Consider the following 21,871-nt stretch of genomic DNA (forward strand, 5'->3'; position numbering starts at 1 on the left):
CGTCTGCGCGATGCCGCACGCAGGAGGCTTCCACCAGGCGTCATGGCGCCGCCCGGGAGCCAAAGGCAACGACATCTGGAACCCCGACCTGTGGAGGGACGTCGCCCGCACCGCCGAACGCGGGCTGCTGGATGCCGTCTTCTTCGCCGACAACCTCGCCCTGTGGCCCGTCCCCGAGCACCTGCGGCACCACACCGCCAAGGTCGGGGTATGGGACGCGGTCATCGCAGCCTCCCTGGTGGCGACCGCCACGGAGCGGATCGGCGTCATCGCCACCGTCCACACCGAATTCCAGCAGCCCTACATCCTCGCCCGTCAGATGGCATGCCTGGACCACCTCAGCCGCGGGCGCATCGGATGGAACATCGTCACCTCCGGCATCCCTGCGGAATACGCGAACTTCGGCAAGGAGCAGACTCCCGAGAAGGAACTGCTCTACGCCAGGGCCACCGAATTCGTAGAGGTCGTCAAGGGCCTGTGGGACTCATGGGAGGACGACGCCTATCTGATCGACCAGGAGTCCGGGGTCTTCTTCGACCCGGACAAGCTCCACACCCTGGACCACAAGGGCGAGTTCTATTCCGCCCGCGGCCCGCTGAACGTCATGCGGCCGCCCCAGGGCTACCCTGTGTTCGCCCAGGCCGGCGGATCAGGGCCGGGCAAGGTCCTTGCCGGCACCGTGGGCGAACTGATCTTCACCCCGCTCACCGGCGAAGCCGCCGTTGCCTACAGCAAGGACATCAGGAAGATCGCAGCCGAGGCCGGGCGCGACCCCTCCGCCATCAAGGTCCTCTCCCAGCTGATGCCCGTCGTCGCACCAACGGACGAGGAAGCCCAGGAGAAGTGGCTCACATTGCAGCGGCTGCTCCACCCCGACATCGCCCGCGGTGTCATCGAATCGATGCTCGGCGAGGACATCAGCGGATACCCGCTGGACGAGCCCCTGCCAGAGAACGGACAGTACAACGGGATCAAGGGCTATCGGGACGCCGTACTCAGCTTCCGGATGCCCGACGGCAGGAAGCCCACCGTCCGGGAGCTGATCGAGAACTACAAGGGTCCCGGCACCGTCGTGGGCAGCCCCTCCACCATCGCGGACTACATGGAGAACGAGATCGCCTCAGGAGCCTGCGACGGATTCGCGCTCCTCGTCCAAGGCCTGCCCGAGGAGCTCGAAGACTTCGTCGACCTCGTCGTCCCCGAACTCCAGAGGCGAGGACGCTTCCGCACCGCCTACCCCCAGGGGACCCTCCGCGAGCAGCTGGGCTTCGCCCGGCCCCACAACCAATTCGCCCTCAAACCAGAAAGCTTGGTGAGCCAGCCATGAACACAGCAGTCCAGCAGCAGAGCATCGACCCACGCGCGTTCCGCGACACCCTCGGACACTACGCCTCCGGGATCACGATCATCAGCGGCATCGACGAGACCGGCCCGATCGGCTTCACCTGCCAGTCCTTCTACAGCGTCTCCACCGAACCGCCCTTGATCTCCTTCAGCGTCATGAAGACCTCCACCACCTACCCTCGGATCCGCCAGACGGGCAAGTTCGCCGTGAACGTCCTCTCACACCGCCAGCACACCGTGTCCAACCAATTCGCCAGGAAGGGCACCGACAAGTGGGCCGGCATCCCCTGGACCCCCACCCAGGCGGGCAACCCCGTCATCGACGAGACCCTGATGTGGCTCGACTGCGACATCTGGGCCGAGCACGACGCCGGAGACCACCTCATCGTCCTGGGCAAGGTCAGCGAGATGAGCCCCGCAGACTGGAACATCCACGAGCCCCTCCTGTACTTCAAGGGCAAGTACCGCTACCTCCGCCCCGAAGAGGAAATCGCCTGACCCGCAGGGCCAAGCGAATGGGGCGGGCCAGCGCCTCGCAGGACCAGTCTGGTCGCTGACCAGATCCTTCCGGGAAGGCGCGCCCCGCCTGCGGGCGGCCGGCCCGCCGGCCGGAGCAGGAGCGACAGATGAGCGCCATCGACACTTCCCCCGGTCTCGACTTTCCTCCCGGGGTCACAGCCGCCATACCCGCGGCGAAGACCGTCATCGCCGCCGTCATCGAATGGCGGGGCCGAATCGCGCTTCTCCGAAGGAGTTCGCGCCTCGGCCATGAAGGCGGCCTCTGGCACTGCGTCACAGGCTTCCTCGAGCCCGGCGCAACCCCCGAACAGCAGGCCCTGGAAGAGCTCTTCGAAGAAACGGGTGTGCAGGCCAAAGATCTGCTCGACCTGCGGCCAGGGCCGGCACTCGTCATCACCGACAGTATCGGCGGCCCGTGGCTCGTCCACACGTTCACGGCCGTCACATCCCGCCGCCGGCTGACGATCAATTGGGAGCACGACCGCTACCGGTGGACGCCGGCGCCGAAGGTGAAGCGCTTCTCCAATCGGGTCGCCTGGCTGGACAGCGTGCTGCACGCAACCGGCCATCTCGCGCCCGCCATGCCCGCCCCGGCCGGCCTCCAGCTCCAGGACCGGGAGAATTCAGGATGACGGGGGAGTCAATGGAATCTGGAATCAAGGCCGGCGACAGGCTGCCCATGGCAATCAGCCCTTGGATTCGAGGGGTCGTCGAGCACGGAGACGCACGCGGGCGCACGATCGGCTTGCCCACCGCCAACATTCCTCCGACCGGGAGATCCGGCACGGGTCTGGGCCGGAACGGTCCAGGTGGGGTTGGCCCAGGAAGATAGGCCCTACGCGACTGCTGTCTCTGTGGGGCGCCGCCCGACGTACACCCGCTAGAGAGTGCGCCTGCTCGAGGCCCATCTCCTCGAGTTCACCGGGGACCTGTACGGGCACACCGTCCTGGTCTCTCTCAACATCCTGATCCGCCACCCGCGCAGCGTTCCGGGGCACCGACGAGCTGGTGGCCCAGGTCGAGGAGGATGTCCATTTCGTCCATTCCTGGTGCCGGGACGGTTGGGAGAGGCGGTCGAGGCTGGGAGAGAAATAAGGAGCCAGACGCTCCCACCTATCACTTGGTTGAAAGGCAGCGCGCTCATCGGTGCAATGAAAGTGCCGCTGCCCGTGAGGCCCCGCACTCGCAACGGCCAAGCCAGAGGCTCGTCAGTGCCCGCGTTCGAAATGCCAATGCCTGCTCAGGCGGCACCGACGAAAGGTTCTAAGACATGCCGGGTCCCAACCGCCCCTTGGCATACAACTTCTTCATGATGGACACCCCCTCGCATATCTCGCAGGGAATGTGGAGGCACCCGGAGTCCCGCGCCACCGAGTACAACGAGCTCGGCTCCATCGTTAACTCCCGAAAAGGCCCAAACCCGTGGAAGATTCTGCCCTGCCCGTCATGCCGTGGAAATGCCTCTACGACCTGGACCTCACGGACCTCCAGGCCCCCGCACGGATCGAAAGCATCACCGAGGTCCCGGCCGACGGCGACCGTGGCGCCTACGCCGAAGTCCGCGGCTACGCCGCCCCCGCGGTCGGTTTCGCCATCCGCCTGCCCCTGAACTCCTGGAACGGCCGCTTCCTAATGCGAGGACAGGGTGGGTACGGGGGGCGGGTCTCGTTCGACCTCTGGAAGAGCGCCCCCGAAAACACTGCGCGCCTACTGGGCGGCGAATTCGCCATCGCAGTCCACGACGGCGGCCATCGCTCCTCCGAACGGCACGAGGCGGACGGCCTGTGGGCCCTGGGCAACCCCCGGCAATCGCGGACATGGCCTACCAGGGAGGACACAAGGTCGTCCTCGTGGCGAAGGCGATCATCGAAGCCGTTCTACGGGATGCCCCCGCACCACTCGTACTTCGTGGGCTGCTCCGCCGCCGGGCGGGCCGCACTCCAGCACGCCCAGCGGTACCCGGAGGACTTCGACGGGATCGCCGCCGAAGCTCCCAACATCGACATGGTCAGCACGAACACGTTCTGGCATGCTTGGAACACCCGGGCCAACGCCGACAGCGAGGGCAGGCCGATCCTGACCGCCGACAGGATCGGCATCCTGCACCACGCGGTCCTGGACGCAGCGACCACCTCAGGGGCCTCCGACGGGGAGATCGTCCTCGACCCCCGACTCGTGGCCTTCGACCCTTGGAGCCTGGTCGAGAAGGGCCAGCTCACCCCCGAGCAGGCCCAGGCGGCGGCCCGGCTCTATGCAGGGCCCGCTGACGAGGACGGCCAGCCCCTCTCGGCAGGCGGCCTCGTCCTCGGTTCGGAGCCGGCATGGATCGGGAACGCCGTGCCGGCCGACGGGGAGACCATCACCGAGGCCAACAGCATGGACTACCGCTACTCGGTGGACTTCCCCCAGTACATGGCCACACTCGAAGCTCCCACCGGCATCACCAAACCAGAACATGCACTTCGACGGCCACACCTTCGATCAGCTGGACGAGCTCTCCGGCTGGTGGGACCCCACCAACCCGGACCTCTCGGCCTTCCGGGAGAGAGGCGGAAGGCTCCTGATCTGGCAGGGCTGGGCAGATCCCTCGGTCTCCCCCTACGCGACCCTGAACTACTGCCACGCCGTGCGCGACTTCATGGGTGCCCGAGCCGAAGACGTGCTCGCGCTGTTCATGGTCCCGGGGGCGAACCACTGCGGCTACGGGCCCACCACCGTGCAGGCGGACTACCTCACCCCCCTGATCTCCTGGGTGGAACGCGGCGAACGGCCCGAGGAAGTGACCGCAGAATACGAAGGGGTCGTACCTGGCCACCCGCACCGCAGGAGCATCCCACGCCACAGGCCCACCGTTCCCACACTCCTCCGGCGACCGCCGGGAACCGTCGCCGAGCAATTCCCCTGGGCAGGTCTCCACCACTACACCCCAGAGCACACCTCCTGGTACGGCGGCACCTTCGATCCCGCAAACCCGGCCAGCCAGTCACCCCGGCAGCCCACCGCCCCAAGCAATGCCGACACAGCCGAGGCGGGCCCATGGCCTTCCTGACGGGCGGGACGCGCACGGCAGACCGGAGCCCCTGCCGGCCACAGTCCGCCCACCCAACTCCCCACAGCGAGCAGGCGGCCGGCTGCCCACCGAAGGGACAGACAGCCAATGCCTCTTGACCCACAGATCAGGGACATCATCCGCAGATGCAACGAGTGGGACACCTTGCACGGACCCTCGCGGAGCGTCGAGGACGAACGCCGCAGGATCGCCGGCATCCGGGCCTCCGTCTGGAAGCCCGAGATGCTGCCCGTCAGGAGCATCGAGAACATCTCCGTCCCCGGGGCAGAGGGCCCGATCGCGGTGCGCGTATACCGCCCCGAGCAGGACGGACCCGTGCCGACCGTCGTCTACCTCCATGGCGGCGGCTGGAGCGTGGGCGGCCTCGACTCCCACGAGACCCACGCGCGGCGGATTGCCAACAGGGCAGGGGCCGTCGTCGTGGCCGTCGACTATCGGCTGGCGCCAGAACACAGGTTCCCGGCCGGCTACGAGGACTGCGTCGCCGCCTACCGCTGGGCCCTCGACCACATCGGTGACCTCGGCGGGGACTTGGCTCGCCTGGGCGTCGCCGGGGACAGCGCCGGAGGCAACCTCGCCGCTGCCGTGGCCCTGCTCGCCCGCGACGAGGGCCTGCCGCTGGCCGCCCAGCTGCTGATCTACCCTGCCACCGACATGACAACCGTCTACCCGTCCATGCGGAAACTCGCCTCCGGATACTTCCTGGCCATCGACCCTGAAGCGGAGCAAGGAGCCGGCTACCTGAGCTCCCCAGACCAGCGCAGCGACCCGAGGGCCTCACCCCTGCTGGCTGATCTGACCGGCGTCGCCCCGGCCGTCGTCGTCGTCGCAGAATTCGACCCGATCAAGGACCAGGGCATAGCCTTCGCCGAAAAGCTGCAGGAGGCCGGGACTACTGTCATCTACAGGCATTTCCCCGGACTCATCCACTCCTTCGCCAGCATCGGGGCGTCTCGCGCGGCCGTCGAGGCATCCAACACGTTCTGCGAAGACCTCGCCGTCCTGCTCAACCGAAGACCAGTGCCCCGACCCGCGGCTAATGCTCCGTCTGGCCAGGGGCGCACGAGCGGAGGTTTGTGATCAATATGGGGCAAGAACCACGTCCGGGGATACAGCCATGAGAGCTGTGATCCTCACCGACAGCGGACTGGCCGCTGCCCACGGCCTGCCTGAACCCCTCCTCGAGCCCGGCAGCGTGTTGGTCCGCGTGCTGGGGGTGGGTGTCTGCGGCACCGATCTGGCGGTCGCCTCGGGCCGGCGAGAGGTTCCCAGCCACCCCTGGGTGATGGGCCATGAGGCCGCAGGAAGGGTGCTCGAAGCGGGAGAGGGAGTCACAGGCATCGACGTGGGCGATCTGGTCGCCTTGGAACCGAACTACGTCGACCGGACCTGCCCGGCGTGCCGGAACGGCACCACCGCAGCATGCGCGAATCGGCGCAGCGCGGGGATCACCGTCCCGGGCTACATGGCCGAAATCGTGAGCGTTCCGCAGGAATTCGTCTGGAAGGCCCCCTCGGGGACGAGCGTCGAGGACCTGCTCTGCATTGAGCCGCTCTCGGTGGCAGCAGCGGCGATTCGCCGCTCCGGCATCGGTGCCGGAGCTACGCCGCTGGTGCTCGGCGCCGGCGCGCAGGGCCTCTTCGCCGTTCAAGTTCTCTGCGCCCGAGGCTTCCAACCCCGCGTCGTCGACTTGCAGCAAAGCCGTGTCCAGCTAGCGCTCGAACTCGGCGCCCGCTGGCCAAGCGACCACGAGACCTTCACCCACATCTTCGACACCACCGGGGCGGCCGCGGCCCTGGACTCCGCCCTCTCCCGCCTGACACGTCCAGGAACGGTCACCATCGTCGGAGAAAGCGCGGAACCATCCGGGCTGAGTAGCCAGGAGATCGTCCACCGCCAGTTGACCATCCACGGCTCGTTCATCTACGACCATCCCCACGACTTCGCCGAGAGCATGCGACTCGTTGCCGACGGAACGATCAAACCTTCCCGGATTCTTCGGCACCGTTCTCTCCTTGACCATGCCGCATCCGCCATCTGGGAATCACCCCAAAAGACTGGGAAGACGTGGATCGACTTCACAGCAGCCAGGGCCGCAGGGCCCTCCTGCCGAGAGGGTTCCCGCCAAAGCCATACGCGTTGAGCCCAATCGGGAGCGGGTGGAGTCGCTTCTTGATCGCTTCGCTGCACCGAGTGCACCCCAACGCACCGATGCCTGGCGCCGACGGGATGTGCGGGCGATACGGTCCTTGCCGGCTCTTTTGCCACGGTCCCTTCCGAGGGTCTAGACGAAGTGCACCACTGCCTCAACCCGTATTCTGATCGACGACCAACCCAGAGGCGCTATCAAATTAGGCAGTTTCGGCTGCGGCGCAAATCGCAGAGATCGGCGGGCCACTTGGAAGACTCCTGAGTGGGCCGCCGATCTCTCGCGTATGAGGCCCGGTTCTTCCACCCAGACCTATTTCTCACAGGGACGACTCTAGAAGTCCCAGTCCTCATCCTCCGTATTCACGGCCTTCCCGATCACGTAGCTCGAACCAGACCCCGAGAAGAAGTCGTGGTTCTCGTCCGCGTTCGGTGAGAGCGCCGAGAGGATGGCCGGGTTCACGTCCGTGACCGACGACGGGAACATGGCCTCGTAGCCGAGGTTCATGAGCGCCTTGTTCGCGTTGTAGTGCAGGAACTTCTTGACGTCCTCGGACAGCCCGACAGGGTCGTAGAGGTCGTGCGTGTACTGGACCTCGTTCTCATAGAGCTCGAAGAGCAGCTCGAACGTGTAGTCCTTGAGCTCCTGGCGCTTCTCCTCGGAGACCTTCTCGAGGCCCTTCTGGAACTTGTAGCCGATGTAGTAGCCGTGAACGGCCTCGTCGCGGATGATGAGGCGAATGAGGTCGGCCGTGTTCGTGAGCTTCGCCCGAGACGACCAGTACATCGGCAGGTAGAAGCCCGAGTAGAACAGGAAGCTCTCAAGCAGGGTGGAGGCGACCTTCCGCTTGAGCGGCTCGTCGCCACGGTAGTAGTCCATGACGATGTGCGCCTTGCGCTGCAGGTTCTCGTTCTCGAGGCTCCAGCGGAACGCGTCGTCGATTTCCTTGGTCGAGCAGAGCGTCGAGAAGATCGACGAGTAGCTCTTGGCGTGGACGGACTCCATGAACGCGATGTTCGTGTAGACGGCTTCCTCGTGCGGCGTGACCGCATCGGGGATGAGGCTCACGGCGCCCACTGTGCCCTGGATCGTGTCGAGCAGGGTGAGGCCCGTGAACACGCGCATGGTGAGCTGCTGCTCCTGCGGCGTCAGCGTCGCCCACGACTGGACGTCGTTCGAGAGCGGCACCTTCTCAGGCAGCCAGAAGTTGTTCACGAGGCGGTTCCACACCTCGACGTCCTTCTCATCCTGGATGCGGTTCCAGTTGATCGCCTGGACGTGGTCGAGGAGCTTGAGCTTCTCGGGAGTCATCGGGGGTCCTTTCCTACGAAGCTCGAATCGACTTTCACAGCATGCACGAGACGCACCCCTCCACCTCGGTACCCTCGAGGGCGAGCTGGCGGATCCGGATGTAGTAGAGCGTCTTGATGCCCTTGCGCCACGCGTAGATCTGCGCCTTGTTCACGTCGCGCGTTGTCGCCGTGTCCTTGAAGAACAGCGTGAGCGAGAGGCCTTGGTCCACGTGCTGCGTGGCGGCCGCGTACGTGTCGATGATCTTCTCGTAGCCGATCTCATACGCGTCCTGGTAGTACTCGAGGTTCTCGTTCGTGAGGTAAGGGGCCGGGTAGTAGACCCGCCCGATCTTGCCTTCCTTGCGGATCTCGATCTTCGACGCGACGGGGTGGATCGAGGATGTGGAGTTGTTGATGTAGCTGATCGAGCCTGTCGGCGGGACGGCCTGAAGGTTCTGGTTGTAGATGCCGTGCTCCATCACCGAGGCCTTGAGCGCACGCCAGTCGTCCTGAGTGGGAATGTGCACCTTGGCATCCGCGAAGAGCTGGCGCACCTTGTCGGTCTGAGGCGCCCACTCCTGCTCGGTGTACTTGTCGAAGAACTCCCCCGACGCGTACTTCGACTTCTCGAAGCCGCCGAATGCCTGACCGTGCTCCTGCGCGAGCAGGTTGGAGGCCCGCAGCGCGTGGAACAGCACGGTGTAGAAGTAGATGTTCGTGAAGTCGAGGCCCTCTTCAGACCCGTAGTGCACCCGCTCCCGCGCGAGGTACCCATGCAGATTCATCTGGCCCAGGCCGATCGCGTGCGACTTCGCATTGCCCTCAGCGATGGACGGTACCGACTGGATGTCACTCATGTCCGAAACGGCGGACAGCGCGCGGATGGCCGTCTCGATTGAGCGCCCGAAGTCGCCCGAGTCCATCGTCTTGGCGATGTTCATCGAACCGAGGTTGCAGGAGATGTCCTTGCCCACCTGGGCATACGTGAGGTCCTCGTTGTACAACGACGGCGAGGACACTTGGAGGATCTCGGAGCACAGGTTGCTCATGGTCACCTTGCCGGCGACCGGGTTGGCCCGGTTCACCGTGTCCTCGAACATGATGTACGGGTAGCCGGACTCGAACTGGATCTCGGCGAGGGTCTGGAAGAACTCGCGCGCATTGATCTTCGTCTTCTTGATCCGCGAGTCGTCGACCATGTCGTAGTACTTCTCGGTGACGGAGACATCCGAGAACGGCACCCCGTAGACGCGCTCCACGTCGTACGGCGAGAACAGGTACATGTCCTCGTTCCGCTTCGCGAGTTCGAATGTGATGTCCGGGATCACGACGCCGAGGGAGAGCGTCTTGATGCGGATCTTCTCGTCGGCGTTCTCGCGCTTCGTGTCGAGGAAGCGGTAGATGTCAGGGTGGTGCGCGTGCAGGTACACCGCGCCAGCGCCCTGGCGTGCGCCGAGCTGGTTCGCGTACGAGAACGAGTCCTCGAGCAGCTTCATGACAGGAATGACGCCGGAGGACTGGTTCTCGATCTGCTTGATCGGCGCGCCGTGCTCGCGGATGTTGGTGAGCGAGAGGGCAACGCCGCCGCCTCGCTTGGAGAGCTGGAGAGCCGAGTTGATGCCGCGCGCGATCGACTCCATGTTGTCTTCGATGCGCAGGAGGAAGCACGAGACGAGCTCGCCGCGCTGCTTCTTCCCGGCGTTGAGGAACGTCGGGGTCGCGGGCTGGAAGCGGCCCGCGATGATCTCGTCCACGAGCTGGGTTGCGAGCTTCTCATCGCCCCGCGCGAGGTGGAGGGCGACCATGCAGACGCGGTCCTCGTAGCGCTCGAGGTAGCGCTTCCCGTCAAAGGTCTTGAGGGTGTACGAGGTGTAGAACTTGAAGGCACCGAGGAACGTCTCGAACCGGAACTTCTTCTTGTACGCGCGACTGAAGAGCTCGCGGATGAAGTTCATCGTGTACTGGTCGAGGGTCTCGCGCTCGTAGTAGTCGTGCTTGACGAGGTACTCGAGCTTCTCGTCCAGGTCGTGGAAGAACACCGTGTTGGTGTTGACGTGGTCGAGGAAGTACTGACGCGCTGCGTACCGGTCGGCCTCGAACTGGATCTTGCCGTCCTCGCCATACAGGTTCAGCATCGCGTTGAGCTCGTGGTAGCCCAAGCCCTTGAATTTCGCGGGCAGTTCCTTGGAGTCTTTTTCCCTGGAATCCACAGCCGCTACCGCGGGTTCTGCGACAGTCGTGTCCAAAATGCGTCCAATCCTTCGGTGACCCGGGCGACGTCGTCCGCCGTGCCCATGAGTTCGAATCGGTAGAGGTGGGGCACCTTGCACTTGACGGCGATGATGTCGCCGGCCGCACAGTAGTTGTCCCCGAAATTCGTGTTGCCCGCACTGATGACCCCTCGGATGAGGGATCGATTCTGCGGGTCGTTGAGAAACCTGATGACCTGCTTCGGCACGGACCCCGCTCCCCCGGTCCCGCCATACGTCGGGACGATCAGCACGAACGGCTCCGTTGCACGGAGCGGCTGGTCGGTGGGGTGGAGCGGGATCCGTTCGGCGTCGAGACCGAGCTTGCCCACAAAGCGATGGGTGTTGCCGGAGACAGAGGAGAAGTAGATGAGTCGACTCGAGACGAGGCGGGGCTCGGGCTGCGCGCCCGGCGCGTCAGCGCCTGTCGCGGCCGTGACCAGAGAGGTCACCTCAGCACCCCCTGCGGGAGACGGACGACGGCGGGTCAGGCCACCGAGGCGGACGAGGACGCCGTCTGGGCGAGCTCTTCGATCTTGTCCGGGCGGAAGCCCGACCAGTGGCCACCGTCGGTCACGACGACGGGAGCCTGCATGTAGCCCATGGCCTTGAGGCGCTCGAGCGCATCCGGGTCCTGGGTGACGTCAACGCTCTGGTAGGCAATGCCCTTCTTGTCCAGCGCACGATAGGTGGCATTGCACTGCACGCACGCGGGCTTCGTGTAGACCGTGACGTTCATGGTTCCTTCCCTCCTGGAAGACTTGCTGGCTTCGGCCCATGTAGGGCCCCCCATATGGCCGGCGGCCTTCCCCAATGGATCGGACTGCCTCGGCGTGACTCGATACTACATGTAGTGGTCGGCGCCGCTGTGAACCCCAAGATGATGTCTTACAAGTATGTCATTCATCACGCAGCGAGTCCACAGTTCCTACACACTTAACGCACCGTCAGAGCCGCGAAATTCCGCCATTCGCGTGACCTTGTCCACAGGGTGTGGAGCGCTGGATGCACACACGCAGAAAGTTCCGTGTCGCCGAACGTCGGCGTGTCGCGCCAAGGATTCCGCGTCAGGTTCCCCGGCGCGTCATGTGCCTTACCCTGAATGCGGACCCCGTGATCGAGAGAGGAGGCGGCCATGGTGAACCCCATCCACCTTCAGACCCTCCTCGAGGTGGTGCGGCAGGGCTCCTTCGCCGCCGCAGCCCACCGTCTGGGATACACGGCCTCTGCTGTCTCCCAGCAGATGGCAGCGCTCGAGCGGGAGACCGGGGTCCAGCTGTTCGTCCGCTCGGCCAAGAGCGTCCTCCCCACGGAGGCCGCCGTCGTCATGACGCGGCACGCGACCAAGGTCCTCACGGACATCGACGCGCTCAAGGCAGCGACGGCGCGCGCCGCCGAAGCAGCGGCACGCCAGCTCCGGCTCGGCATCTTCCCCAGCCTTGCGACGTACGTCCTCCCGGGCGTCCTGAAGAACGAGCGCTGGCGGCACCTCGGCCTCGACCTCCACGTGGCCGTCGCGGAGCCCGGCGAAACGATCCGCGGCCTTCTCGCGGGAGGCGAGCTCGACGTCGTCCTCGTCTACCAGGTGGGTCAGAGCGGGCTCGCGTGGCCGCACACCATGGACCGGCAGTGGATCGGCGACGACCCCTTCTGCGTGGTCCTTCCCGCCTCGTGGGGCATCGCGAGCGGAGCGCAGGTCACCGCGGCACAGCTCGGCGGCATGCCGTGGATCGTCCACCACCCAGGCACAAGCGACGCGGCCGTCATCGACCGCCTCTTCGCGAGCTGCGGGCTCGAGCCACGCGTCGTCGCCTACAGCGACGACTTCAACGCAAGCCTCGGGCTCGCTTCCGCTGGCCTCGGGGCCGCCCTCGTCCCGGAACTCGCCCTCCAGTCGCGGCCGGAGGGGGTCGTCGTCGTCGACGTCCCCGAAATCCGCCTCGCGCGCAACATCTTCGCCCTGCGCCCCGGCGGCAGCACCGACCCCCAGACGGGCCTCTTCCTGGACCTCGTCGCAGAGACGCTCAAGTCCCTCCCGCCCCGCGGACCCGGCGCGGCGCGACGCTGAGCCGTGTCGCGGCGCCCCGGCTCGTCAGCACCGGGACCGTACGCTGGGACCTGTGGCCACTGCGTATATCGGCGTCTCGGGCTGGCGCTACTCAAGCTGGCGCGGCGACTTCTACCCGCACGGCCTCCGCCAGAGGGACGAACTCGCATACGCCGCCGAACGAATGTCCTCCGTCGAGCTCAACGGCTCCTTCTACTCGCTCCAGCGCCCGTCGTCCTATGAAGCCTGGCGCGACGCGACCCCCGAAGGCTTCGTGTTCGCCGTCAAGGGCGGCCGCTTCATCACGCACATGAAACAGCTCCGGGACGTCGAAACGGCGCTCGCCAACTTCTTCGCCTCAGGGGTGCTCGCGCTCGGGGACAAGCTCGGCCCTATCCTGTGGCAGCTTCCTGAGCGGCTGGCCTTCGACGAAGAGACGCTCTCGCGGTTTCTCGGCCTGCTCCCCCGTTCGGCGTCGTCGGCCGCGACCCTCGCGCAGTTGCACGACGACAAGGTGCCGGAACAACGCGCCTTCCTCGAGGTCCTCGCGGAGGTGCCGTTGCGTCACGCGCTCGAGCCGCGGCACGAGAGCTTTGACACCCCGGCCGCGCGCGCGTTCCTCGCGGAGCGGGGGATCTGCACGGTGATCGCGGACAGTGCTGGGCGCTGGCCCGTGCTCCACGACGAGACCGCGGACTTCCGCTACGTACGCCTCCACGGCGAAACCAGGCTCTACGGCGGCGGCTACGCGGAGGCCTCGCTCGACGAGTGGGGCCGGCGAGTGCGGGCTTGGCTCGCCGACGGCTTCGACACCTACGTCTACTTCGACAACGACGCCGACGGGCGCGCGCCCCACGACGCCCTGGGCCTGCTCGCGCGGCTTCCCTGAGAGGACTATGTTTTTCTCATGGAAACGGCAGTCAGCCGGCATTTCGGGGAAGTCGCCCTCGCGCCGGCGGGGCAACGGGTCATCTCGGGCCGCTATGAGCACGACGGCGTGCCGATCCCGCTCGACTTGAGCATCGGCGAGCACGACCGGATCGACGAGGCCTGCCTCCACAAGGTGGACTACCGGCTCCGCTTCCTCCCCGAGCTCATCGACGCGGCCCGCGAACGGATCGTCCAGGATCTCGACGACGACGACTCCCCGGCCGTCGAGTACCGTCACTTCCACTGTCAGAACCTCAGCGACGGCCGGCTCCAGGAGCTGTTCGGCGTCGCCACCAAGGACGAGGTCGACGGCGAACGATTCGTCCAGGCGCTGCGGCTCACCAGGGTCGGGATCTACCCGGGCCAGCCGGAACGCTATTTCGTTCTCGGCTTCACCCTCGGCGAGGGCTTCACCGACGAGGTGCTCCTCGCGGCCGCCGACGAGGACGGCGTCGTCGACGACGAGGTGGAGTGGGACTGACGGGTCGCGTCTGACAGGTCGCGCCCGACGCGAATGAGGGGTCAATGTCCAGGACATTGACCCCTCATTCGTCGAGACCTTCAGGCCGGACCTTCAGGTCCAGCCCCTCAGCGCGAGGGGCCCGAGCGCATCAGGCGTTCGCGGCGAGGACCGCGCGAGCTGCCTTCGCGGCCTCGACCAGGTTCCGCAGCGATGCCTCGGTCTCGGCATAGCCGCGCGTCTTGAGGCCGCAGTCCGGGTTCACCCAGAGCTGGCGCGACGGGACGTGCGCGACAGCCGTCTTGAGCAGTTCCTCGATCTCCTCCTGCGACGGGACGCGGGGCGAGTGGATGTCGTACACGCCCGGACCCACGCCGCGGCCGAACCCGTGCGCCTCGAGGTCGTTGACGACCTCCATGCGGGAACGGGCAGCTTCGATCGAGGTCACGTCGGCGTCGAGGCCGTCGATCGCGTCGATGATCGCCCCGAACTCCGAGTAGCAGAGGTGCGTGTGGATCTGAGTGGCGTCCGCCGCTCCAGCAGTGGCCAGGCGGAAGGACTTGACCGACCAGTCGAGGTAGGCAGGCTGGTCCGCGCGACGGAGCGGGAGCAGCTCGCGCAGGGCTGGCTCGTCGACCTGGATGACCTTGATGCCGGCCGTCTCAAGGTCCGCGATCTCGTCGCGGAGGGCGAGCGCGACCTGGTTGGCGGTCTCGGCGAGCGGCTGGTCGTCGCGGACGAAGGACCACGCGAGGATCGTCACCGGGCCGGTGAGCATGCCCTTGAGCGGCTTCTCGGTGAGGGACTGCGCGTATGTGGCCCACGGCACCGTGATCGGAGCCGGGCGGGAGACGTCGCCCCAGAGGATCGACGGACGGGTGCAACGCGAGCCGTAGGACTGAACCCAGCCGTGGACCGTGACGTCGAAGCCGTCGAGGTTCTCGGCGAAGTACTGCACCATGTCGTTGCGCTCGGGCTCGCCGTGGACCAGCACGTCGAAGCCCAGCTCCTCCTGAAGGTCGATGACGCGCTTGATCTCGTCCTTCATGAGCCGCTCGTACTCGACCGCGTCGATCGCACCCTTGTTGAGTCGGGCACGGGCACCGCGGACCTCGGCGGTCTGCGGGAAGGATCCGATCGTCGTCGTCGGCAGCGGCGGCAGGTGCAGCTCGGCGTCCTGTGCCGCGGCGCGGTCGGAGTAGGCGGAGCGGGAGAAGTCCGCCGGGGCCAGGGCTGCGGTCCGCTCGCGTACCTCGGGACGGCGGACCCCCGCCGCCTCCGCGCGGGACGCGATGCTCCGAGAGGCCTCGTCGATCGCGGCGCGCGCGGACTCCGGCTCGCGGAGGTACGTCGCAAGCGTCACGACCTCGCCGACCTTCTGGTCGGCGAACGCGAGCCAGCTGCGGAGGCCCGCGTCGAGCTGGGTCTCCTCCTCGACGTCGTGCGGGACGTGGAAGGCGGACGTCGACGTCGCCACCGCAACCTCGAACCCGTGCTCCGTGCCCGCGGCGCGCAGCGCATCGAGCTTCGCCGCCGACGCGGCGAGGTCGTTCCGCCAGATGTTGTGGCCGTCGACGAGGCCGGCAACGACCGTCTTGCCACCAAAGCCTGCGAGGTCCTCCCCGGAGGGCAGCTCACCCTTGAAGAGGTCGAGGGCTACCGCTTCGACGCCGGTCGCGGCGACAACGGCCGTCTGCGCGCCGAGGCCACCGTACGGGGCGGAGAGGAGGATGCTGGGGCGCCCCTCGCCGGAGACGGGCACACCCGCGAGGACGCTGTAGGCGCGCTCGACGGCGTCGCTCACCTCGAGGGCGGGAGTGTCGAGGTCGGCCACGAGGGCCGGCTCGTCGAGCTGGACCCACTCGGCTCCGGCGGCGCGGAGGCGGGCGAGGATCGCGGCGTAGACCGGCAGGACGTCGTCGAGGCGGGAAAGGGGGTCGAAGTCCTCGGGCGCGCCGTCGGCCGGCTTGCTCAGGAGCAGGAACGTCACCGGGCCCACGAGATACGGACGCGTGACGAAGCCGTGCGACTTCGCGAAGAGGAACTCTTCGACAACCCGCTCCGAAGAGAGCGAGAACTCGGTGTCGGGGCCGATCTCCGGCACGAGGTAGTGGTAGTTCGTGTCGAACCACTTGGTCATCTCGAGCGGCTGCTGCTCGGCGTTGCCGCGCGCGAGCGTGAAGTAGGCGTCGAGGCCAAGCCGGCCTTCTTCGTCGTGCAGGGCGCCGAAGCGGGCCGGCACAGCGCCCAGGGCGACGGCGGTGTCGAGGACCTGGTCGTAGAACGAGAAGGTGCCCGGAATCGCCGAGGTCTCGCTGAGGCCCAGCTCGGCGAGGCGGCGGAGCGTCGCGAGCTGGATCCCCTCAGCGGCCGCCTCGAGTTCGGCCGTGCTGATCTTGCCCGCCCAATAGGCCTCGAGGGCCTTCTTGAGCTCGCGGCGGCGGCCGATGCGGGGGTAGCCGAGGATGGTGGCGGAGGGAGACGCAGGGGTATGTGCGGTCATGGTCAGTCCTTCTGTTCGAGGTCAGTCTCAGCGGGCCCGGTGGCGGGCGAGGAGGGATGGCCGTGATGGCCGGGGAAGGTTGAGGCGCCCAAGCACGTCCAAGGCGCTCTCGTGCTCGTTGAACGTGTACAGGTGGAGGCCCGGGGCGCCGGCGCCGAGCGCGGCTTCGGCGAGGGCCACCGTGGCCTCGACGCCGATCTTCCGGGCGAGTGCGGCATCATCCCCCACGGAGCGGATCCGGTCCACGAGCCCGCTGTCAGGCTCGACGCCGCTGAGCTCCGAGAGCTTGAGGATGCGCCGAAGACTCGTGAGCGGCATGATGCCCGGGATGATGGGAATCGTCACGCCTGCCCGCCGCGCACGGTGCACGAGCGACGAGTACTGGCTTGGGTGGAAGAACACCTGCGTGATCGCGAAGTCCGCCCCCGAGCGCTGCTTCGCAAGCAGCACCTCGACGTCGTGGGCCTCGCTCGGCGATTCGGGATGCTTGGTCGGGTAGGCCGCGACGCCGATCGCGATCTTGCCCGCCGCGAACTGCGCCGAGCGGCGCAGCTCGATCCGCCGGATGAGCTCGATGAGGTCCTGGGCGTACTGGAGCCCGCCGTCCGGCAGGATTCCATCCTGCGGTCGGTCGCCGCGAAGCGCGAGGATGCCCCGCACGCCGCGGTCGAGGAGCTCGTTCACGATCGCGCTCAGCTCGGCCGGCGTGCCTCCCACGCACGTGAGGTGTGCGAGGGGGCGGAGCGTCGTCTCGATCTGGAGCCGGTCCACGAGGTCGAGCGCCTTGGCGTGGTTCGAGCCGCTGGCTCCGTACGTCACCGACACATAGTCCGGATCGGTCCGTTCGAGTTCGCGGATGGTCTTCCAGAGCGTGGCCGACGCCGCATCGCTGCGTGGCGGGAACAGCTCGTAGGAGAGGGCGACAGGGGGCGCGAGAGCGCTTGAGGAGGGTGCCTCAATCAGTGTGGGTGGCGACATTTGCAGACCTTGGATTCCGATACGTGCCGACGGGGCCGGCGAGGAAGGGTATTCAGGAACGCAGGAGGCACAACCCCAAGACGCCGCCGCGGCGGGCGCCCCAAAGGGACCGGCTTCCTGCGGCAAATGTCAGGCCCTCACGGGGGCACCCACATCCCCTCCGAGGGGATCGCTGACACGTTGCAGGAGCAACTTGGCTTAAACCCTACGGAGCCGCTGCGCGTGCTTCAAGCGCTTAGGGCGAACGAACGCCAAATCGCGCGATTGCTACGAAGAAGACCTTGCGTGACGCACCATGACGCGCTGGCTGGCGGAAGCACCGTCGTCGTCCCTCGCGGGGCGTCGGGCGTCTCAGCCCTCGAGGAGGAGGCGCTCCGCGCGCGGGGCGAGTGCGCGCTCGAGGACGAGGCACGCCGCACCCACCGCGCCGACATCCTCGCCGAGCCGCGTCCCTGACAGGCCAACCCGGCGGATGCCCCGCGTTGCGAGGAGCTCGTTGATCATGTCGGGCAGCACGTCGAGCACGAAGTCTGCCACCGCGTCCCAGAACGGACCGCCGAAGACCATCCGCTCGACGTCCACGATGTTCCCGACCACCGCCGCAGCCCAGGCCATGCTCCGCGCCGCCTTGCGCATGATCAGAATCGCCCGTTCGTCGCCTTCGTTGACGAGGTCGCAGAGCCGGGCGAAGGCGGCCTGGAAGTCGCGGGCCGTCGGCTTGGCCGGCAGGACCGGGAGCACGCCCGCGACGACGGCCTCGCCCACGATGACGGTGGGTTCGAGCGAACTGCCGATGGTCCCCCGCATGCCGCATCCGTCGCTGCACAGCGGGCCGTCCGGGTCGACGATGATGTGGCCGATCTCGCCCGCGTTGCCGGAGGCGCCGCGGTAGACCTCGCCGTTGAGGACGAGCCCGCAGCCGAGGCCGGTGCCGAGGTAGAAGAACGCGAAGCTGCCGGAGCCGCCGGGGCCGCCCGCCCAGATCTCGGCGACCGCCGCGCCCGTCACATCCTTGTCCACCGTGATCGGCAGGCCCGTGGCGCGATGCATCATCTCGCGAAGAGGCACGTCGACCCATCCGCGCAGGAGCGGCGGTCCCACGACAGCGCCGCGCTCGAGATCGACAGGGCCCGGCGCCGCGACACCGAGCCCAGCAACAAGCGTCCGGTCCACGCCCGAACTGACCAGGAGCTTCTCGACGCATTCGGCGATCGCGTCCACGATCTCCTGCGCATCATGGCTCTGCGGGGTCACGAACGTGTCCTTCACGACGACGGAACCGACCAGATCGAGCAGGACGACCGTGATGAGGGCGGGATCGAGGTGGACGCCCATCGCATACATCCCGCGCGGGTTGAGCCGGAGGATGGTGCGTGGCTTGCCGGGACCGGTGCCTTCCTTGCCCGCCTCCACGATGAGCTTCTGGTCCAGCAGGCGGCGCGAGATGTTCGAGATCGTCTGAGGTGAGAGGCCCACGAGCTGGGCGAGTTCGACGCGGCTGAGACCGGCTTCGGAACGGCGGATGGCATCGAGGATCACCGTCAGGTTGAAGTCCCCCATGCGCGGGAGATTCGTCCCGCGCCGCGGCGCAGGCTGACGTGGATGCTCCGTCACAGGATCCTTCCCGAGTGCTGCGCTATGGCCCCCGTGAGTTAAGTTACCCTGTCGGCCCTCGTGAGCGGCCGATCCGCGCCGGGCAATTCCTTCATTGCGTTATGAGAATCCCTGCAAGGCTAGGGCCGGCGCACCGATCGGGTCACGGTGAACCTCCCCGATTGCCCTTCGACACTCGTGCGGCCAACGGCCGTGCGCAGCCGACGACGGTAGTCCAGATGGGAGTTGTAGACGGTCCAGAGCTCGCCGCCCGGGCGCAGGAGGCGCGCGGCCGCGTCGATGAGCCTGAGGGCGGCACCCGCGTGGACGCTCGCGCCCAGGTGGAACGGCGGGTTGAGGAGGACGACGTCGGCCGAGGCGTCCGGACGGGAGGCGGCGGCGTCGTCGTGCTCGACGACGACTCGGCCCTCGAGGCCGTTCGCCGCGATCGTCGCCCTGGCCGAGCGCACGGCGGCGGCCGAGCGGTCCGTTGCGACGACGACGGCGTCGGGGTGGGCGAGCGAGTAGGCCGCGGCAAGGGCTCCCGTGCCACAGCCGAGGTCGAGAGCCTCCCCGCTCGGCATCCTGCCGAGGAACCCGAGGAGGAAGCGCGTGCCGACGTCGAGCCGTTTCCCGGCGAATACGCCGCCGTGGGCGCAGACGGTGAGCCCGGCGTCGTCGTACGTGGCGCAGACCGGGAACCGCGGGCGCTCGGGCACCGCCTTTGGGACCGAAGCCACGAGCAGGCGGGACTTCCGGACCGCAAGTTCAGCATTGACGACCTCGAAAGAGGCGCCCAGCACATCGTTCATGGCGAGTGTCATGTGCTTCACGCGCCCACCCGCGAGAAGAACGACGTCGGGTGCGGCCCATCGGGCAACGGCGTCGGCGCCCTCTTCGAGCTCCGCGAGGCCCCGGGGCAGCTGCATCAGAACGAGGCGCGCTCCCTCGAGCAGGCCGCTCTCGAGCTCGCAGGGCATCTGGAGATCCGGGAGTCCCAGCTCCTCTGCGTTCCGTCGGAACGCCTCGCGCCCCGTCGCGAGATCCTGATGCACCCGGACGCCGACGAAGCCTGCCGCCGCGAGCCGCAGCGCGATCGCCCCGTAGTTGTCGCCGATGACGGCGATCTCCCTCCCCGTGAGCCCGCGTTCCTCGGCGTCCGCGACACCTCGGTCAGCGATGAGCAGGTCCGTCGCATCCCAGGCTTGGAGGTTCGGGGCCTCGACGTCGGGGTAGCGGCGCAGCCGCTCGTACGGGAAGGCGCCTGCGAGGCCGTCGTCGTCGTGCACCCGATTACTCTAGGCGCGCAGCGACGCAAGGGCGCGCTCGGCCGCGAGGAAGCCTGCCATTCCATGGACTCCGCCGCCCGGCGGGGTCGCCGCGGAGCACAGGAAGACGCCCGGGACGCCCGTCGAATACGGGTCGGCGGCGACGCGCGGCCGGAACACGAGCTGCAGGCCCGAATTGGCGCCCGCACTGATGTCGCCCCCGACGTAGTTGGCATTGTGGGCCTCGGTGGCGGCCACCGAGCGCGTGGACACAGCCCGGATGCAGTCGCGGAAGCCCGGCGCAAACCGTTCGATCTGGGCCGTCACGGCGTCCGTCGCGTCTCCTGGGTAGCCGTTCGGGACGTGCGCGTACGCCCAGACGGGGTGCACGTTCCCGGCGGACCGGCTCGGGTCGGCGAGGTATTGCTGGCCGACGAGCACGAAGGGCCGGGCCGGCATGCGCCCCTGCACCGTCTCGGCCTCGGCCGCGGCAATCTCCTCGATCGTGCCGCCCACATGGACCGTCCCCGCGCGCCGGGCTTCTTCCGCGGCCCACGGCACGCCACCCTCCACGGCGTAGTCGACCTTGAAGGCCGCCGGCCCATAGCGGTACCGCGCATAGCTGCGGGCGACGGCGGCCGGGAGCAGACCTGCGAGGATCGTCGCCGCGGCTGTCGGGGCGACGCAGAGGAGCAGGAGGTCGGAGACGCCGACGTCCTCCGCGCGGCGCACGCGGACCCCGGTCTCGATCGTGCCGCCAAGCTCCCTCAAGCGGGCTGCGAGCGCGTCGGCTATCGCTTGGCTCCCGCCCTCGGCAACGGGCCAGCCAACGGTCTGACCAGCGGCCGTGAGGACGAGACCCACCGAGCTGGTGAACGGACGGCTAAGGTCCGCGAAGGCGTGCGCGGCCACACCCGCGAAGAGTGCCCGGGCCGCGTCGCCGCGCCAGGCCTTGGCCAGGACAGTGGCGGGCAGCGCGGCGAGGGCGCCGAATCGCGCGAGGAGGAGGGGATGACGTGGGACGTGCTGCACCGGGCGCAGGATGTCCTGGACGAGGCGGTCGAAGCCGCGGGCGACGGCGCCTGCTGTCGCCTCCCAAGCCTTCCCGTCCGGTCCGAGAGCGTCGGCGGTCCGGCTCGGATCGCGCCACAGGGCCGCGGCACGCCCGCCGTCGAGCGGGTGGGCCAGTTGGATCTCGGGCCACAGCCATCGCAGGCCGTGGCGCTGAAGATCAAGGCTCGCGAGGTAAGGCGAGGCGATGCCCATGGGGTGGAAGGCCGAGCACTCGTCCGAGATGAGGGTCCCCTCGCCCCCGGGGGCCGGCGTCGTCGTCGAGCGTGTCCCACCCCCGATCGTGGGCTCGGCCTCGAGCACCCTCACGGCTACGCCCGCCTCTGCGAGCCGCACGGCGGCGGCGAGGCCGTTGGGCCCGCTCCCCACGACGACGGCGGTAGTCATGGTCCCATCCT

At 67.6% G+C, this 21,871-nt stretch carries 19 protein-coding genes and 1 pseudogene; 11 read left to right on the top strand and 9 right to left on the bottom strand.

The window, feature by feature from the left end; all coding sequences use genetic code 11:
• The 8 genes and pseudogenes from V7053_RS08720 to V7053_RS08750 all read left to right on the top strand — a co-directional run.
• A partial coding sequence (locus V7053_RS08720) for an LLM class flavin-dependent oxidoreductase (RefSeq protein ID WP_334171887.1) occupies nucleotides 1-1,327 on the top strand: 1,327 nt, incomplete at its 5' end.
• Complete coding sequence (locus V7053_RS08725; RefSeq protein WP_334171888.1) at nucleotides 1,324-1,842, top strand: flavin reductase family protein; 519 nt, start codon at nucleotides 1,324-1,326, stop codon at nucleotides 1,840-1,842. The genes V7053_RS08720 and V7053_RS08725, both read left to right, overlap by 4 nt.
• A 128-nt stretch (nucleotides 1,843-1,970) precedes the next feature.
• Complete coding sequence (locus V7053_RS08730) at nucleotides 1,971-2,495, top strand: NUDIX domain-containing protein (protein WP_334171889.1); 525 nt, start codon at nucleotides 1,971-1,973, stop codon at nucleotides 2,493-2,495.
• A gap of 47 nt (nucleotides 2,496-2,542) precedes the next feature.
• Nucleotides 2,543-2,695 (top strand): riboflavin kinase, encoded by a 153-nt coding sequence (locus V7053_RS19040; protein ID WP_443022598.1) that lies wholly within the window; start codon nucleotides 2,543-2,545, stop codon nucleotides 2,693-2,695.
• Between the two features lie 614 nt (nucleotides 2,696-3,309).
• A pseudogene (locus V7053_RS19045) lies at nucleotides 3,310-4,182 on the top strand (tannase/feruloyl esterase family alpha/beta hydrolase); the annotation flags it as partial.
• Between the two features lie 136 nt (nucleotides 4,183-4,318).
• Entirely contained in the window at nucleotides 4,319-4,912 is a 594-nt protein-coding gene (locus tag V7053_RS08740; RefSeq protein WP_334171891.1) for a tannase/feruloyl esterase family alpha/beta hydrolase, read from the top strand.
• Nucleotides 4,913-5,020: 108 nt separating this feature from the next.
• Nucleotides 5,021-6,013: an alpha/beta hydrolase gene (locus V7053_RS08745; protein WP_334171892.1), complete on the top strand. Its 993-nt coding sequence runs from the start codon at nucleotides 5,021-5,023 to the stop codon at nucleotides 6,011-6,013.
• A gap of 37 nt (nucleotides 6,014-6,050) precedes the next feature.
• Nucleotides 6,051-7,076 carry a zinc-dependent alcohol dehydrogenase gene (locus tag V7053_RS08750; protein ID WP_334171893.1) on the top strand — a complete coding sequence of 342 codons (1,026 nt, stop codon included), beginning with the start codon at nucleotides 6,051-6,053 and terminating at the stop codon, nucleotides 7,074-7,076.
• A 339-nt stretch (nucleotides 7,077-7,415) separates the two neighbouring features.
• Here the strand turns inward: V7053_RS08750 and nrdF are convergent, their stop codons facing one another.
• The 4 genes from nrdF to nrdH all read right to left on the bottom strand — a co-directional run bounded on the left by nrdF (nucleotide 7,416) and on the right by nrdH (nucleotide 11,362).
• The gene (gene nrdF, locus V7053_RS08755; RefSeq protein WP_334171894.1) at nucleotides 7,416-8,393 is read right to left on the bottom strand and encodes a class 1b ribonucleoside-diphosphate reductase subunit beta; all 978 of its coding nucleotides are present in this window, start codon (nucleotides 8,391-8,393) and stop codon (nucleotides 7,416-7,418) included.
• Nucleotides 8,394-8,427: 34 nt separating this feature from the next.
• Nucleotides 8,428-10,554, bottom strand: coding sequence for a class 1b ribonucleoside-diphosphate reductase subunit alpha (gene nrdE, locus V7053_RS08760; RefSeq protein ID WP_334171912.1), 2,127 nt, complete (start codon nucleotides 10,552-10,554; stop codon nucleotides 8,428-8,430).
• A 35-nt stretch (nucleotides 10,555-10,589) separates the two neighbouring features.
• Nucleotides 10,590-10,994, bottom strand: coding sequence for a class Ib ribonucleoside-diphosphate reductase assembly flavoprotein NrdI (gene nrdI / locus V7053_RS08765; RefSeq protein ID WP_334171913.1), 405 nt, complete (start codon nucleotides 10,992-10,994; stop codon nucleotides 10,590-10,592).
• Nucleotides 10,995-11,110: 116 nt separating this feature from the next.
• Nucleotides 11,111-11,362 carry a glutaredoxin-like protein NrdH gene (gene nrdH, locus V7053_RS08770; protein ID WP_043124912.1) on the bottom strand — a complete coding sequence of 84 codons (252 nt, stop codon included), beginning with the start codon at nucleotides 11,360-11,362 and terminating at the stop codon, nucleotides 11,111-11,113.
• A 396-nt stretch (nucleotides 11,363-11,758) separates the two neighbouring features.
• On the opposite strand from nrdH, the gene V7053_RS08775 reads away from it, so the two are divergent.
• Genes V7053_RS08775 through V7053_RS08785 form a run of 3 tightly spaced genes read left to right on the top strand, consistent with a single transcriptional unit; the run spans nucleotide 11,759 to nucleotide 14,081 of the window.
• Nucleotides 11,759-12,691, top strand: coding sequence for a LysR family transcriptional regulator (locus V7053_RS08775; RefSeq protein WP_334171895.1), 933 nt, complete (start codon nucleotides 11,759-11,761; stop codon nucleotides 12,689-12,691).
• Between the two features lie 52 nt (nucleotides 12,692-12,743).
• Nucleotides 12,744-13,559, top strand: coding sequence for a DUF72 domain-containing protein (locus V7053_RS08780; RefSeq protein ID WP_334171896.1), 816 nt, complete (start codon nucleotides 12,744-12,746; stop codon nucleotides 13,557-13,559).
• 18 nt (nucleotides 13,560-13,577) lie between these two features.
• Nucleotides 13,578-14,081, top strand: a complete 504-nt coding sequence (locus V7053_RS08785) for a DUF2004 domain-containing protein (RefSeq protein ID WP_334171897.1) — start codon at nucleotides 13,578-13,580, stop codon at nucleotides 14,079-14,081.
• 130 nt (nucleotides 14,082-14,211) lie between these two features.
• Here the strand turns inward: V7053_RS08785 and metE are convergent, their stop codons facing one another.
• The 5 genes from metE to V7053_RS08810 form a co-directional block, all read right to left on the bottom strand.
• On the bottom strand, nucleotides 14,212-16,563 hold the full coding sequence (gene metE, locus V7053_RS08790; protein ID WP_334171898.1) for a 5-methyltetrahydropteroyltriglutamate--homocysteine S-methyltransferase: 2,352 nt from the start codon (nucleotides 16,561-16,563) through the stop codon (nucleotides 14,212-14,214).
• Between the two features lie 27 nt (nucleotides 16,564-16,590).
• Entirely contained in the window at nucleotides 16,591-17,541 is a 951-nt protein-coding gene (locus tag V7053_RS08795) for a methylenetetrahydrofolate reductase (RefSeq protein ID WP_334171899.1), read from the bottom strand.
• A 351-nt stretch (nucleotides 17,542-17,892) separates the two neighbouring features.
• On the bottom strand, nucleotides 17,893-19,101 hold the full coding sequence (locus V7053_RS08800) for an ROK family protein (protein ID WP_443022599.1): 1,209 nt from the start codon (nucleotides 19,099-19,101) through the stop codon (nucleotides 17,893-17,895).
• Nucleotides 19,102-19,274: 173 nt separating this feature from the next.
• Nucleotides 19,275-20,423: a class I SAM-dependent methyltransferase gene (locus tag V7053_RS08805; RefSeq protein WP_334171901.1), complete on the bottom strand. Its 1,149-nt coding sequence runs from the start codon at nucleotides 20,421-20,423 to the stop codon at nucleotides 19,275-19,277.
• Nucleotides 20,424-20,432: 9 nt separating this feature from the next.
• Nucleotides 20,433-21,860 carry a phytoene desaturase family protein gene (locus V7053_RS08810; protein ID WP_334171902.1) on the bottom strand — a complete coding sequence of 476 codons (1,428 nt, stop codon included), beginning with the start codon at nucleotides 21,858-21,860 and terminating at the stop codon, nucleotides 20,433-20,435.
• Nucleotides 21,861-21,871 lie beyond the last annotated feature (11 nt).

The organism is Sinomonas sp. (genome assembly GCF_036848755.1).
Classification (GTDB): domain Bacteria; phylum Actinomycetota; class Actinomycetes; order Actinomycetales; family Micrococcaceae; genus Sinomonas.